Below are 14921 nucleotides of genomic sequence, written 5' to 3' on the forward strand. Positions count from 1 at the left end.
GGTGTGCCGAACCGAAGGAGAGCACCCGGGAGGACGTCCCGGTGCTTCGGGAGCCGTCATCCGATCCGCGAGTGCGGGTCGCCGCCTGGGGCGGAACGAGGGGTATTCCGCCGGGCATCAACGCTTCCCGAGGTGTTTGTTCAGCTCTTCCCGGTATCTCACAAACTCACTCTCTGTGTCAGTGAATTTCGTGATTCTATGCTCCGGATCGATAGTGACAAACCAGAACCAATCACCTTGATCTGGCTGGAGTGCCGCGATCAATGCCTTCTCCCCGGGGTTCGCGATGGGTCCTGGTGGCAGGCCCGGTTTGAGGTAGGTGTTGTAGGGAGACCTTACCTCGGTATCCCTCTGCGAGACCTCCAGGGTTCTGCGTCCCTGTGCGTACAGCACCGTGGTGTCCATCTGGAGTGGCGTCCGGGCCCCGATCCTGTTGTAGATCACTCTAGCGATCTTCGGGTAGTCCGGATCCCGCCCACCCTCCGCCTGGACGATGCTCGCCACCGTGACGGCTTCCAAGGGAGACAACCCTTTCTTCTTTGCCCGTTTCCTCAGTTTCAGCTGAGCGGCCATCTGTTTGTAACGTTCCACCATCGCGGTGAGCACACCCGAGGCGGTCGTGGCGGGCTCGATCTCGTAGGTGGCGGGAAACAGGAAGCCCTCGGCGCTTTCTGCGTATCGGGGCAGGCCGAGCGCCCGTTCGTCGGCCGCGGCCCTGGCCAGATCGGCCCGGCGCATACCGGTCTGGTCGGCGAGCCTGTCGAGCAACTCGGGCAGGCGCAGCCCTTCGGAAACGGTGACCGTACGAACGATCCGCGACCCGGGCGCCATCAGCATGCCGAGCGCCGACAGTGCGTCCATGCCCCTGCGGAACCTGAAGCGCCCCGGGGGCAGGCTGGCCGTCCTGCCCTGCTCCTTCGCCACCGCGACGAACCCCCTGGCACTCGCCACCACCCCGGCGTCGGCGAGCACCAGCCCGATCTGGGCGGCACTCGCCCCCCTGGGGATCTCGACGACGACCGCCCCCGAGCCGGGGCCCTCGAAGTCGGCGGGCACGAGATAGGAGCGGATCATGACGAAGCCGGCCGTCCCCGTGGCGACGGCGAGCACGGACGTCCCGGCCACCAGCAACCACATCGGCCGCAGGCGATTCACCGAACGGACCCGCCGCCCGGTCTTCCGACGTCCCCTCCGCCCGGGGAGGGCCCGCCCGAGGTGGACCCGACGGGAACGCCCGGCGGCCTGCCGGTGGCGCGCTCGGCGTCCAGCGCGGCCTGGAGCAGCACGATGGCGGCCGCCTGGTCCACCACGCCACGTTGGTTCTTCGCCTTCACACCGCTGGCCCGCAGCCCCTGCTGGGCGGTGACGGTGGTCAGCCGCTCGTCGAACAGCCGCACCGGTATCGGCGCCAGCCGCAGCGAGATCCGGTTCGCGAAGTCGCGGGCGGCCTCCGCCGCCTGCCCCTCGCGCCCGGAGAGCGAGGTCGGCAGGCCGACCACCACCTCGACGACCTCGTACTCGGCCGCGATCTCCGCGAGCCGGTCGAGGTCACCCTTACCGCGCCGGACGGTCTCCACCGGCGTGGCCAGCAACCCCGAGGGGTCGCTGCGTGCCACACCGATGCGAACCGAGCCGACGTCGACGCCCAGCCGAATGCCGTTTCTCATCGTTTCCGTCCCCACCCCGGTGCCGGACACGGCGCGAGGGCGTCGTTCGTCGTCAGGTGAGCGTCTGCGCGATCGCCTGCTCGACGGCGGCGAGCGCCTCGCCGATCGCCTCGGGACGCACACCGCCGCCCTGCGCGACGTCGTCCTTGCCGCCACCGCCACCTCCGAGCGCCTTCGCGGCGACACCGACCAGGCGGCCCGCCTTCAGGCCCCGGCCGCGCCCCGCCTCGTTGACCGCGGCCACCACGACCGGCCGGTCACCGGGGACACCGGCGACGACGACCACCGCGGCGCGATCGCCCGGGATCCGGCCACGCACGTCAAGCGCGAGCTTACGCAGGTCGTCGGGGGAGGTGCCATCAGGCGCGCGGTGCGTCACGACGGACACTCCGTGCAGATCGCGGGCCTTTTCCGCCATCTCCCCCGCACCGGCGAGCACCTGGGCCGAGCGCAGCGCGCCCAGCTCCTTCTCCGCGGCGCGCAGCCGGGTGACGATGCCCTCGATGCGCTCGGGCAGCTCCTCCCTGCGGGCCTTGAGCTGCTCGGACAGCTGGGCGACGAGCACGCTCTCCCTGGCCAGGAAGCGGAACGCGTCGAGGCCGACCAGGGCCTCCACCCGGCGCACACCCGCGCCGATCGAGGCCTCGCCCAGCACCTTGACCAGGCCCAGCTGCCCGGAGCTGGCGACGTGGGTGCCGCCGCAGAGCTCGCGGGAGTATTCGCCGACCTCGACGATGCGGACGGTGTCGCCGTACTTCTCTCCGAACAGGGCGAGCGCGCCCATCGCGCGGGCCTCCGCCTGGGAGGTGTGGAAGGCGTTGACCCGCAGGTCGTTGATGAGAACGGCGTTGACCTCGTCCTCGACGTCGCGCAGCACACTGGGCGGCACCGCGCCCGCGGCGGTGAAGTCGAAGCGGAAGCGGCCGGGGGAGTTCTCCGAGCCGGCCTGCGCCGCGGTCTCGCCCAGCGCGTTGCGGAAGCCGCGGTGCACCAGGTGGGTGGCGGTGTGGCTGCGGGAGATGGCCCGGCGCCGCTCGACGTCGATCTCCGCCTGGGCCTGGTCGCCCACCCGGATCTCTCCTGAGCGGACCTTGCCCCGGTGCACGACGACGCCGGAGACCGGGGACTGCACATCCACGATCTCCACCTCGGCCCCACCGGTGCGGATGACACCCTGGTCGGACAGCTGGCCGCCGCCCTCGGCGTAGAAGGGGGTGCGGTTCAGCACGACCTCGACCGCCGTGCCCGTGCCCGCCGCGGGCACGGAGACGCCGTCGACGAGGAGGCCGACGACCTCGGCCTCGGCCGTCACGTGGTCGTAGCCCAGGAACTCGACCTTGCCCGTCTTCTCCAGGAGCGTGCCGAAGATCGAGATGTCGGCGTTGCCGGTCTTCTTGGAGGCGGCGTCGGCCTTGGCGCGGTCGCGCTGCTCCTTCATCAAGCGGCGGAAGCCCTCCTCGTCGACCTGCAGCCCCTGCTCGGAGGCCATCTCCAGGGTGAGGTCGATCGGGAAGCCGTAGGTGTCGTGGAGCTGGAAGGCCTGGTCGGCCGCGAGCGTGGCCCGCCCCTTGCGCTTGGTCTCCTCGGCCGCCACGTCGAAGATCGCGGTGCCGGTGCGGAGCGTGCCGAGGAAGGACGCCTCCTCGGCGTCGATGACGCCGTGGATCTGCGGGGCGTCGGCCCTGAGCTCGGCGTACTGCTCGCCCATCACGTCGACGGTCACGGCGGTGAGCTCGTGCATGTAGCGCTCCTCGCCCGCACCGAGCAGGCGCAGGTTGCGGATGGCGCGGCGCAGGATGCGGCGCAGCACGTAGCCTCTGCCCTCGTTGGAGGGCAGCACCCCGTCGGCGACGAGCATCACGCCGGTCCTGACGTGGTCGGCGACCACTCGCAGTGACACGTCGGCGCGCTCGTCGCGGCCGTAGCGGGTCTTGGTGAGGTCGGCGGCCCGGTCGAGGATCTTGTACGTGGTGTCGATCTCGTAGATGTTGTCGACGCCCTGCAGGATCGCCGCCATGCGCTCCAGGCCCATGCCCGTGTCGACGCTCTTGGCGGGCAGCTCACCGGCGATGTCGAAGTCGATCTTGCTTCGGACCGCGCTGAGCTGGTACTGCATGAAGACGTTGTTCCACACCTCGAGGTAGCGGTTCTCGTCGGCGATCGGACCGCCCTCGCGCCCGTACTCGGGACCGCGGTCGTAGTAGATCTCGCTGCACGGGCCGCCGGGGCCGGGCACGCCCATGTGCCAGTAGTTGTCGGCGAGGTCGCGGCGCTGGATGCGCTCCTGCGGTACCCCCACCTTGCGCCAGATGTCGGCGGCCTCGTCGTCGTCGAGGTAGACGGTGGCCCAGAGGCGGTCCTCGGGGAAGCCGAACCCGCCCTCGGACTCGGGCCTGGTCAGCAGCTCCCAGGCGAACGGGATCGCCTGGTCCTTGAAGTAGTCGCCGAAGGAGAAGTTGCCGAGCATCTGGAAGAAGCTGGCGTGCCTGGTCGTCTTGCCGACCTCGTCGATGTCGAGGGTCCGCACGACCTTCTGCGCGCTGGCGGCCCGCCTGTAGGGCGGCTTCTGCTGGCCCAGGAAGTAGGGCTTGAAGGGCACCATGCCCGCGTTGACCAGAAGCAGTGTCGGGTCCTCGGCGATGAGGCTGGCCGAGGGCACGACGGTGTGCCCACGCTCCTCGAAGAAGCGCAGGAAGCGGCGGGCGATCTCTGCCGACTCCATGTCAGCGGCCATCCTTTACGTTGGAGTGATAGGAGTTTTCCACGCTGTCGAGCCCGAACCTGGAACGCAACTCGATTTCCCGCTCGGCCGCGCCTCGCAGGGCCTCCCCCGCGAGGTCACGTGCCTGGCCCAGGGCGCCGGTGGCGTTGTGCACGGCCCGCCGGGCCAGGTGGTTCGGGTGCAGTGCCTGAAGCTTACGCATGACCCACACCGCGCCGAACGCGCCCAGCCCCATGTAGAACAACCTGCGGATCATCGCGGGCGCCTCTCCAACGCCGGCGTGGCGAGCCTGGCGCGCCTGCGGGCGCCCAGGGCCCTGCGGACACCGTGGGTGAGGGCCGCGACCTTGATCATCGGTCCGGTGACCAGGTTCTGGGTGACGTCGCTGACCTTGGCCACGTGCCCGCTGACCTGCTTGACGTCCTTGGTGATGGCCTCGATCGCGACCAGCTGCCGGTTGGTCTCGCCGACCGCGGCCGAGACGTCCTCCAGCAGCGGCACGACACGGTCGCCCAGCTGGGAGACCATCTTGGTGGTCTCGGTGAGCAGCCGGGCCAGCCTGACCATGACGACGGCCATGAAGGACACCAGGATCGCCCAGGCCATCGCGGCGATCAGCCCCGCGACCTCTCCTGCGGTAAGCATGTGCGGACCCGCTCCCCTCACTGGTTCATAGGTGACCCCGGCCATGGTCGGGCGGATTGGCGAAACCCTATCGTGCCCGACATCGCTCATCCCCGCTCACCGCGCGCTCCGGAGGTGACCCTCGCGGGGGGCTACTCCCCGCGGAGGAAGGCCCGAATCCTGGACCAGCGGTCGGCGAAGCCCGCCTCGGCACCGTGACGGGTGGGCTGGTAGTAGCGCCGGTCCCTGAGCTCCTCGGGAGCGTATTCCTGGCGTACCAGGCCGTGCTCGAACTCGTGGGGGTATCTGTAGCCCCTGCCGTGGCCGAGCTGCTTGGCCCCCGCGTAGTGGGAGTCGCGCAGATGGTTGGGTACGTGGCCGATGTCGCCTCGCCGTACGTCCTCGGAGGCCGCGCCGATGGCGTTGATCACCGCGTTGGACTTGGGGGCCAGCGCGCAGTGGACGACGGCCTGGGCCAGGTTGAGGCGTCCCTCGGGCAGGCCGACGAACTCCACCGCCTGAGCGGCGGCCACCGCGATCTGCAGGCAGGTGGGGTCGGCCATGCCGACGTCCTCCGAGGCGAAGACGACGATCCTGCGGGCGATGAACCGGGGGTCCTCCCCCGCCTCGATCATCCGGGCGAGGTAGTGCAGCGCGGCGTCGGCGTCGGAGCCCCGCATGCTCTTGATGAAACCGCTGATCACGTCGTAGTGCTGGTCGCCCTGGCGGTCGTAGCGCACGGCCGCCTTGTCCACCGCCCGCTCCACCACCTCGACGGTGATCTCGCCGTCGGCGATCAGCGCGGCGGCCTCCAGGTAGGTGAGCGACCTGCGGGCGTCGCCGCCGGCGAGCCGCACCAGGTGCTCGGCGGCCTCGGGTGCGAGGCTCGCCCTCGCGTCCAGGCCGCGCGGGTCGGTGACCGCGCGCTCCAGCACCACCCGGATGTCGTCCTCCGACAGTGACTCCAGGGTGAGCAGCAGCGAGCGCGACAGCAGGGGCGAGATGACGGAGAAGAAGGGGTTCTCGGTGGTGGCGCCGATGAAGGTGACCCAGCGGTTCTCCACGGCGGGCAGCAGGGCGTCCTGCTGCGCCTTGTTGAAGCGGTGCACCTCGTCGACGAACAGGACGGTCTGGCGGCCGGACATGCCCAGCTCGCGCCGGGCCTGCTCGATGGCCGCGCGGACCTCCTTGACACCCGCCGAGACCGCGGAGACCTCCACGAAGCGGCGCTTGGTGACACCCGCCACCACGTAGGCGAGGGTGGTCTTGCCGGTCCCCGGAGGGCCCCAGAGGAACAGCGACATGGGCGCCTCGGCCTCGACGAGGCGGCGCAGCGGCGTGCCGGGGCCCAGCAGGTGCCGCTGGCCGATCACCTCGTCCAGGCTCCGGGGGCGCATTCGCACCGCCAGGGGCTCCTGGCCGCGATGGGCCTCCTCCGCCGCCGAGTCGAACAGGCTGTCCACGTCTGAGACAGTACCGCCGCCTGGCGGGGCCTCGGCCCTCGCGGGCGGCGGGACGCCGGCCCCCCTCGGCGTCATGCGCCGTCATGCGACATCGCGGCCCCGGCCGGCTCAGCTCCAGACCGCGACGGCCCCGGTGTGCCCGCTCCGTACCACGTAGTAGATCGCCACGACGGCCAGGACCACGGTCAGCGCCGAGAGCGCCAATTCGGCCGTGCGTCCGAACCTGTCGCGGCGCGTGACGTGGACGAGAGCGGCCGAGGCCCCCCCGAGGGCGAGGGAGACGAGCAGCAGCGGGACGCTGAAGTTCGCGTGTTCGGTGATGAGCTCGGCGAGCCGTCCCCCCGCGGAGGCGAAACGGCTCTCCTCCAGCGCCTCCCCGCTCTCTCGCGCCACGAAGACGCTCACCGGCACGACCGGGGCGAGTCCGACCACCGCCCAGGTGAGCACGGGCCGCGTGCGGGGCGCCAGCGCGTACACGGTGGCGAGCACCGCGAGGAGCGGTGTCAAGACCACTGCCGCGTGAACGACCAGGGGATGAAGAGGCAGGCCGAGGATCTCGTCGAACATGGGGGCGCTCCGGTGGTGCGTGGTTCATCATCTGCAGGTACGGATCCCACCATGAGCGGGTTATGGAGAGCGTGAAGAGGTCCCCTCTTTCCCTCCGTCCCCCTCTGATGAATTCCACCACTTACGTCCAGCACATCTTGGGGCCGGTACTCTTTTCGCCAGCCCATAACCATGGATCAGCAATCTTGGAGGACATAGCGGTGAGCGCCGAGGACCGCCAGAGCCAGCTGGCTCGGGAACACAAAGAGCGGCAGGCGAAGCGTGCTGCGCAGGCGACCACGTCGAAGCGCAACGTCGTCATCGGAGCGGTCGCCGCGGTGGTCGTCGTCGCGGGAGGATTGTTCGCCGGGGTGACCCTTCTGGGGGACGACGGTGACGACCCGAAGGTCAACGCCGCCGCCACCGGTTCGCCGTCTCCTTCGGAGACACCCGCCGCGACGCCCGAGCCGACCCCCACGGCCGCTCCGGCCAACACGAGGTGCACCTACCGCAAGGACACCAGCGGCAGCCCGATGAAGAACGTGGGCATGCCGCCGGCCAGGCCGAACCTGAAGCTGAAGACCATGACGATCGCCACCAACCACGGCAACGTCGTGATCGACCTGGCGACCCAGCAGGCCCCCTGCACGGTCAACTCCTTCGCCTTCCTGGCCAAGAAGCGCTTCTTCGACAACACCAAGTGCCACCGTCTGGCCACCCCGGAGAACTCCGGCGTGAGCCTGCTGCAGTGCGGCGACCCGCAGGCCAAGGCCGACGGGAAGAACCCCACCGACGGCCAGGGCAGCTCGGGGTACGTCTACGACAGCGAGAACCTCGACGGTGAGGTCTCCTACGCCAAGGGCACGGTCGCGGTGGCCCAGGCGATGGACGCCGTCAACGAGAACGGCAGCCAGTTCTGGATCTCGCTGGGGGACGACACCGAGCAGGTGGAGAAGGCCTACACGCCCTTCGGAGTCGTCTCCCAGGGCATGGAGATCCTCGACGAGATCGCCAAGGGCGGGTGGATCACCAACCCCGACGACATCACCGGTGACGGTGGTTCCAACGCCCCCAAGATCCCGGTGATCATCAAGAGCGTGCGGCTCTCCTAGCCGGACTCGCGGCGCATCGCCGCCACAGGACGCCCCGGCGGTCGGACGACCGCCGGGGCGTCCTCGCGTCCCGGCGGTCGTGGCCCCGGCCCTGCCGCCTCTGCCCGCGAACACGGGCGGCATGCGGCTCGCACAGGCCTCAGCGCGACCGTACGCGGATCGCGCCCCTCTCTCACCCCCTAGGGCGGAAAAACGCCATCGGCCGCCCAGGATGCCTGTGAGGGACGCACAGGACGACCTCCTCGACGATCGCCGGTCCGGGAATCGAGGAGGGTGAGGTCCTCTCTCACATCACCTCTTTCGCCGAGGACCGGCACCCCGGGCCCGCCCATGCCGGGCGCGCCACGACAGCACCACGACAGCACCACGACAAAGGCCCCCGGAACACCCGTCCGGGGGCCTCGTCACATCCGAATCAGGCGCCGGTCTTGGGCTTTCCGTCGACGCCAGCCTCCTTGCGCTGCTCCACCGTGATCGGGGTGGGCGCGCCGGTCAGCGGGTCGAACCCGGAGGCCGTCTTCGGGAAGGCGATGACGTCGCGGATGGAGTCGGTGCCCGCCAGAAGCATGCAGATCCGGTCCCAGCCGTAGGCGATGCCGCCGTGCGGCGGCGGGCCGTACTTGAACGCCTCCAGCAGGAAGCCGAACTTGCTCTCCGCGTCCTCCTTGGAGATGCCCAGCACGTCGAAGACGCGCTGCTGCATCTCGGCCCGGTGGATACGGATCGAGCCGCCGCCGATCTCCATCCCGTTGCAGACCATGTCGTAGGCGTAGGCCAGGGCCTCGCCGGGGTGGTCCTGGAAGGTGTCGGCCCACTCGGGCTTGGGACCGGTGAAGGGGTGATGGACCGCGGTCCAGCCGCCCTCGCCGTCCTCCTCGAACATGGGGGCGTCGACGATCCACAGGAAGTTCCAGGCCGACTCGTCGATCAGGCCGCAGCGACGGCCGATCTCCAGGCGGGCCGCGCCGAGCAGGTCGCGGGAGGCGGAGGCCGTGCCGGCCGCGAAGAAGATCGCGTCACCGTGCTCCGCGCCGACCTTCGCGGCCAGGCCGGATGCCTCGGTCTCCGACAGGTTCTTGGCGACCGGCCCGCCGAGCGCGCCGTCCTCGCCCACCAGCACGTAGGCCAGACCCCTGGCTCCGCGTGACTTGGCCCACTCCTGCCAGGCGTCCAGCTCCTTGCGGGTCTGCGAGGCACCGCCGGGCATGACCACGGCGCCCACGTACGGCGCCTGGAACACGCGGAAGGTGGTGTCCGCGAAGAAGTCCGTCATCTCGACGAGCTCCTGGCCGAAGCGCAGGTCCGGCTTGTCGGAGCCGTAGCGCGCCATCGCCTCCCGGTAGGTCATCCGGGGCAGGGGGGTCGGCAGGTCGTAGCCGACCGTCTCCTTCCAGATGCGGCCGATGAGCCGCTCGCCCAGGGCGATCACGTCGTCCTGGTCCACGAAGGACATCTCAACGTCGATCTGGGTGAACTCCGGCTGCCGGTCGGCGCGCAGGTCCTCGTCGCGGTAGCACTTGGCGAGCTGGTAGTAGCGCTCAAGACCGGCGACCTGCAGAAGCTGCTTGAACAGCTGGGGCGACTGGGGCAGGGCGTACCAGCTGCCCGGCTGGAGCCGGACCGGGACCAGGAAGTCGCGGGCGCCCTCCGGGGTCGAGCGGGTCAGCGTCGGGGTCTCGACGTAGGTGAACCCCTGCTCGTTCATCACCTCGTGGGCGAGGTAGGTGGCCCGGGAGCGAATGCGCATGGCGTGCGCGACCTGCTGGCGGCGGATGTCGAGGTAGCGGTACTTCAGCCGCGCCTCCTCCGAAATGCCCGTGGTGCCCTCGATGGGGAACGGCAGCGGCGCGGACTCGCTGAGCACCTCGACCTCGGAGGCGACGACCTCGATCGCACCGGTCGGCAGCTCGGGGTTCTCGTTGCCCTCGGGGCGGACCCGCACCTCTCCGACGACCTTGACGCAGTATTCGGCGCGCAGGCCGTGGGCGTCGTCCTCCTCGCGGAAGACCACCTGGGCCGAACCCGAGGCGTCACGCAGGTCGATGAAGACCACGCCGCCGTGGTCGCGGCGTCGCGCCACCCACCCGGCGAGCGTCACCCGCTGCCCGGCGTGCTCCTCGCGCAGTGACCCCGCTTCGTGCGTGCGGATCATTTGTCCAGTCTCTCCTTCAACATCGTGACGATCTCAGCGAGCGGTACGGCGGTCTGGTCTCCGCTGGCCAGGTCCTTGACCTGCGCGGTCCCCTCGGCGATGTCTCGATCGCCGAGGATCACCGCGTAGCCGGCCCCCGAGCGGTCGGCGCCCTTCATCGCGCCCTTGACGCCCTTGCCGCCGAACGACATGTCGGCGGCCAGGCCCGCCCGGCGCAGCTCGGTGACGAGCAGGAACATCCGGCGGCGCGCCTCCTCGCCCAGCGGCACACCGTACACCCGCACGCGTGCCTCGGCGCTCTCGTCCCCGAACAGGCCCTCGGCCTCCATCGCCATCACCGTGCGGTCGACGCCCAGCGCCCAGCCGACGCTGGGCAGGGCGGGTCCGCCGAGCATCTCGCTCAGCCCGTCGTAGCGGCCCCCGCCCCCGACCGCGGACTGCGAGCCAAGCCCGTCGTGGACGAACTCGAACGTGGTGCGCGTGTAGTAGTCGAGGCCGCGGACCAGCCGGGGATCGTCGGTGTAGGCCACGCCCGAGGCGGTCAGCAGCGAGCGGACCTCCTCGTGGTACGCCTTGCACGCCTCACACAGGTGGTCGACGACCAGCGGCGCCCCGGCCAGCCGGGCCTGCACCTCGGGGCGCTTGTCGTCGAGCACGCGCAACGGGTTGATCTCGATCCGCTGCCGGGTGGGCTCGTCGAGGTCGAGGCCACGCAGGAAGTCCTGGAGTGCGGCCCGGTACACGGGACGGCACTCCTTGTCGCCCAGCGTGTTGATCAGCAGCCGGACCCCGGTGAGTCCCAGGGCGGCGTAGCCGTCGACGGCCAGCAGGATCAGCTCGGCGTCGAGCGCCGGATCCTCCGAGCCCAGCGCCTCGGCGCCGACCTGCCAGAAGTGGCGGTAGCGGCCCTTCTGCGCCCGCTCGTAGCGGAACTGGCTGCCCGAGTACCAGAGCTTCACCGGCAGCTGCCCGTTGTGCAGGCCGTGCTGGAGGACCGCCCGCACCACCGACGCGGTGCCCTCGGGGCGCAGCGTGATGGAGCGCCCGCCCTTGTCCTCGAAGGTGTACATCTCCTTGGAGACGATGTCGGTCGACTCGCCGACACCGCGGACGAACAGCGCGGTGTCCTCGAAGACCGGGGTCTCGATGTAGCCGTAACCCGCCCGGCGTGCGGGCTCGGTGAGCGCCTCGCGCACGGCGAGCGCCCGCTCGGAGCGTGGCGGAAGCCAGTCGAAGGTGCCCTTGGGCGCCTGCAAAGTCATTGTCTAAAGTCCCCTGCCGGGGCCGCGGTCGTGCCCGGAGGACGCGGAGTCCGCGCCCGCGGCCGCCCTCGCCTCCGCGAGATACGGGTTGGTGGCACGCTCGTGACCGATCGTGGTCTGTGGTCCGTGGCCGGGCAGGACCACCGTGTCCTCCGGCAGCGGCAGGCACTTGGCCGCCAGGCTGCGCAGGATGGTGGGGTAGTCGCCGCCCGGGAGATCTGTGCGGCCGATGGAGCCGGCGAACAGCAGGTCGCCCGAGAACAGCACGTCCGGGATCTCCTCGGTGCTGGGCAGCCTGAACGTCACCGACCCCCTGGTATGGCCGGGAGTGTGGTCGACGGTGAGCTCCAGGCCGGCGAGCCGCAGCACTTCGCCGTCGGCGAGCTCGCGCACGTCGTCGGGCTCGGTGAAGGTGAGCCCCCCGAACAGCTGCTGCTTCGTCGAGAGCGACAACCCCTTGCCGGGGTCGGAGAGCAGCTCGCGGTCCTCCGGGTGGATCCACGCGGGAACGTCACGCGCGCCGCAGACCGGGGCGACCGACCACATGTGGTCGATGTGCCCGTGGGTGACCAGCACCGCGACCGGTTTGAGCCTGTGCTCGCGCAGCAGGTCGTCGAGGGCGCCGACGGCGTTCTGACCGGGATCGACGACCACGCACTCCTCGCCCGCGGCGGGAGCGACGACGTAACAGTTGGTCTGGAAGGACCCTGCGGGAAAGCCGGCGATGAGCATCTGCCTCAGCTGATCTCGTCAAGAATGCGGATGGGAATGTAACCGAAGGGTACCGGTGCGGGTCGGCGGGCTGCGAACCATTACCCATTGGCCGATACGATTCGCCCACCTCATTAAGTACTACTCGGCACTCGGGAGGGCGAAGCGGTGAGCGGCAAGGAGCGCCAGAAGCAGTTGGCGCGCGAGCACTACGAGCGTCAGACGCAGCGACGCGTCGAACGCGAGGCCAAGGCCAAGCGCAACGCGATCATCGGCAGCACCGTGGCCGGTGTGGTCGTGGTGGCGGGCGTGATCGCCGCGACGACCCTGTTCGGGGGCTCCGACACGACGGCCGCGACCACCGACCCGGCCCCGTCGGACAACGCCTCCCCGGCCACGTCGGAGGCCGCGGGAGCGCAACCGAAGGCCTTCGACCCGGCCAGCGGCACCTGCGGCTACGTCGCGGACGCCGGCGGCGGTCCGGCCAAGAACGTGGGCCTGCCCCCGGAGAAGGCCGACCTGACGCCCAAGACGATGACCCTCAAGACCAGCCAGGGCGACATCGTCATCGAGGTGTCGGCGGAAAAGACACCGTGCACGGTCAACTCCTTCGCCTTCCTTGCGAAGAAGAAGTATTTCGAAGGTTCCAAGTGCCACCGGCTGGGTTCCGACCAGTTCCCGATGCTGCAGTGCGGCGACCCGCTGGCCAAGGCCGACGGCAAGAGCCAGACCGACGGCCAGGGTGGTCCCGGCTACCGTTTCGTGAACGAGAACCTGGAGGGCGCGAAGTACACGCGCGGCGTCGTGGCCATGGCCAACAGCGGTCCCGACACCAACGGCAGCCAGTTCTTCATCGTGTTCGGTGACGCCCCGCTGAGCCCGGACTACACACCGTTCGGTACGGTCACCAAGGGTCTGGAGATTCTGGACAAGGTGAACAAGGCGGGTGTCATCACCCCGGGCCCCGACGGCACGGGGGCGCCCAAGGAAACCGTGGAAATCAAAGACGTGACAATGTCCAGCTAGAGCTGACGTAATACATACAAGGGGCGGTAAGTCCCGAAAGGCTGATGAAAGTGCGGGAGGACACGGTGAGCACCGACCCGTGGGGCCGGGTAGACGACGACGGCACCGTCTACGTACGTACGGCTGAGGGAGAGCGGGCCGTCGGGTCCTGGAAGGCCGGCGAACCGGAAGAGGCGCTTGCCTACTTCCATCGCAAGTTCGACGAGCTGGCCGGGCAGGTCGCCCTGCTGGAACAGCGGGTTCGTGGCACCGACCTGCCACCCGCCCAGGCCGAGGCGACGATCGTCAAGCTCCGAGAGGCGATCACCGACGCGCACGCGGTCGGCGACCTCGACGCGCTGCTGAGCCGCCTCAACGCCCTCACGGAGCTGGTCGCCCAGCGCCGTGAGGAGGTCAAGGCGGCTCGCGACGTGGCCAGGGCCGAGGCCAAGGGCATCAAGGAACGGATCGTCGCCGAGGCCGAGCGCATCGCCGAGGACACGACCCACTGGAAGACCGGTGGTGAGCGGCTGCGCCAGCTGATCGAGGAGTGGAAGGCCGCCGAACGCATCGACCGGGTGACCGAGGCGGCGTTGTGGAAGCGCCTGTCGGCGGCCCGCACGGCCTTCGCCAAGCGGCGCAAGGCATACTTCGCGGGGCTGGACGAGCAGCGCGAGGGCGTGCGTTCCACCAAGGAGCGCATCGTGGCCGAGGCCGAGACACTGGCCTCGTCCACCGACTGGGGCGCCACCGCGTCGGCCTACCGAGAGCTGATGCAGGAGTGGAAGAGCGCGGGCAGGGCCTCCCGCGAGGTCGAGGACGAGCTCTGGGGCCGCTTCAAGGGTGCCCAGGACCAGTTCTTCCAGGCGCGTTCGGCCGTCTTCGCCGAACGCGACGCCTCGCTGGCGGCCAACGCCGAGATCAAGGAGCAGCTCCTGGTCGAGGCGGAGAAGATCCTTCCGGTCACCGACGCCCGCGCCGCCCGGGGCGCCCTGCGCAACCTCCTGGAGCGCTGGGAGGCCGCGGGCCCGGTTCCGCGCGAGCAGCGTGACCGCCTGGAGGGTGGCCTGCGCAAGATCGACGAGGCGGTCCGCAAGGCCGAGGAGACGGAGTGGAAGCGCTCCAACCCCGAGGCAAGGGCTCGTGCCCAGAACACGGTCGACCAGCTGCGCAAGTCGATCGCGCAGCTGGAGAGCCGTCTGGTCAAGGCGAGGGACGCGGGTAAGGACAAGGACGTCAAGGACGCCGAGGAGGCTCTGGCCGCCCGCCGTTCCTGGCTGACGGAGGCGGAGCGCACGCTCGCCGAGTTCTCCTGACACCCGGCGCCCTCACCGGCTGACGCGTCCCACGGGGCCGCGGGGAGCACTCCCACCAGGGAGTGCTCCCCGCGGCCCCGCCGCCTGTGGCGGGCGGGGCACGCCGAGCCGGCCGTAAGACGGACGAGACGGTTTCGAGGGACCGGAGTCGTCGAGTCTGCGGCCACACTCCATGAGGCGGCCTGAGAGGGCCGCAAGGGACAAAGCGGGCCTGTTGCCCGGTTCTCGGATCCCATGCCCCGTGAGGCCGCCTGGGGCGCCGCAGGCGCCCCTTTTCAGGCCATATCCCACGAGGCGGCGCGCGTGGGGAATCTGCCCCCACCTCATGAGGCGATCCGAGA

The 14921-nt window shown here is 70.1% G+C and carries 13 protein-coding genes; 3 read left to right on the plus strand and 10 right to left on the minus strand.

Features of this window, described 5'->3' with window-relative positions; genetic code table 11:
• Positions 1–117: 117 nt before the first annotated feature.
• From mltG to ABZ664_RS31430, 7 genes are all read right to left on the minus strand, one after another.
• Positions 118–1155: an endolytic transglycosylase MltG gene (gene mltG / locus ABZ664_RS31400; RefSeq protein WP_362517758.1), complete on the minus strand. Its 1038-nt coding sequence runs from the start codon at positions 1153–1155 to the stop codon at positions 118–120.
• Positions 1152–1667: a Holliday junction resolvase RuvX gene (gene ruvX, locus ABZ664_RS31405; RefSeq protein WP_362517761.1), complete on the minus strand. Its 516-nt coding sequence runs from the start codon at positions 1665–1667 to the stop codon at positions 1152–1154. The genes mltG and ruvX overlap by 4 nt, the downstream gene beginning before the upstream one ends.
• 52 nt (positions 1668–1719) lie before the next feature.
• On the minus strand, positions 1720–4389 hold the full coding sequence (gene alaS / locus ABZ664_RS31410) for an alanine--tRNA ligase (RefSeq protein ID WP_362517764.1): 2670 nt from the start codon (positions 4387–4389) through the stop codon (positions 1720–1722).
• A gap of 1 nt (position 4390) precedes the next feature.
• Positions 4391–4645, minus strand: coding sequence for a hypothetical protein (locus ABZ664_RS31415; protein ID WP_362517767.1), 255 nt, complete (start codon positions 4643–4645; stop codon positions 4391–4393).
• The gene (locus tag ABZ664_RS31420) at positions 4642–5034 is read right to left on the minus strand and encodes a DUF948 domain-containing protein (protein WP_362517770.1); all 393 of its coding nucleotides are present in this window, start codon (positions 5032–5034) and stop codon (positions 4642–4644) included. The genes ABZ664_RS31415 and ABZ664_RS31420 overlap by 4 nt, the downstream gene beginning before the upstream one ends.
• A gap of 131 nt (positions 5035–5165) precedes the next feature.
• Complete coding sequence (locus ABZ664_RS31425) at positions 5166–6476, minus strand: replication-associated recombination protein A (RefSeq protein WP_362517773.1); 1311 nt, start codon at positions 6474–6476, stop codon at positions 5166–5168.
• A 108-nt stretch (positions 6477–6584) separates the two neighbouring features.
• Positions 6585–7043 (minus strand): DUF2231 domain-containing protein, encoded by a 459-nt coding sequence (locus ABZ664_RS31430; protein WP_362517777.1) that lies wholly within the window; start codon positions 7041–7043, stop codon positions 6585–6587.
• Between the two features lie 200 nt (positions 7044–7243).
• Here ABZ664_RS31430 and ABZ664_RS31435 point away from each other — a divergent pair, with 200 nt between their 5' ends.
• On the plus strand, positions 7244–8134 hold the full coding sequence (locus ABZ664_RS31435) for a peptidylprolyl isomerase (protein ID WP_362517780.1): 891 nt from the start codon (positions 7244–7246) through the stop codon (positions 8132–8134).
• A gap of 415 nt (positions 8135–8549) precedes the next feature.
• Here the strand turns inward: ABZ664_RS31435 and aspS are convergent, their stop codons facing one another.
• Genes aspS through ABZ664_RS31450 form a run of 3 tightly spaced genes read right to left on the minus strand, consistent with a single transcriptional unit; the run spans position 8550 to position 12280 of the window.
• The gene (aspS, locus tag ABZ664_RS31440; protein WP_362517782.1) at positions 8550–10286 is read right to left on the minus strand and encodes an aspartate--tRNA ligase; all 1737 of its coding nucleotides are present in this window, start codon (positions 10284–10286) and stop codon (positions 8550–8552) included.
• Positions 10283–11548 (minus strand): histidine--tRNA ligase, encoded by a 1266-nt coding sequence (gene hisS, locus ABZ664_RS31445; RefSeq protein WP_362517785.1) that lies wholly within the window; start codon positions 11546–11548, stop codon positions 10283–10285. Before hisS ends, aspS begins: the two co-directional genes overlap by 4 nt.
• Before the next feature lie 3 nt (positions 11549–11551).
• On the minus strand, positions 11552–12280 hold the full coding sequence (locus ABZ664_RS31450; protein ID WP_362517788.1) for an MBL fold metallo-hydrolase: 729 nt from the start codon (positions 12278–12280) through the stop codon (positions 11552–11554).
• 147 nt (positions 12281–12427) lie between these two features.
• Here ABZ664_RS31450 and ABZ664_RS31455 point away from each other — a divergent pair, with 147 nt between their 5' ends.
• On the plus strand, positions 12428–13285 hold the full coding sequence (locus ABZ664_RS31455; protein ID WP_362517791.1) for a peptidylprolyl isomerase: 858 nt from the start codon (positions 12428–12430) through the stop codon (positions 13283–13285).
• A 65-nt stretch (positions 13286–13350) separates the two neighbouring features.
• Positions 13351–14580 (plus strand): DUF349 domain-containing protein, encoded by a 1230-nt coding sequence (locus ABZ664_RS31460; RefSeq protein ID WP_362517794.1) that lies wholly within the window; start codon positions 13351–13353, stop codon positions 14578–14580.
• The last annotated feature ends 341 nt before the right edge of the window (positions 14581–14921 follow it).

Origin of the sequence: Streptosporangium sp. NPDC006930, from assembly GCF_040635605.1 — a bacterium.
In the GTDB taxonomy this organism is placed as follows: domain Bacteria; phylum Actinomycetota; class Actinomycetes; order Streptosporangiales; family Streptosporangiaceae; genus Streptosporangium.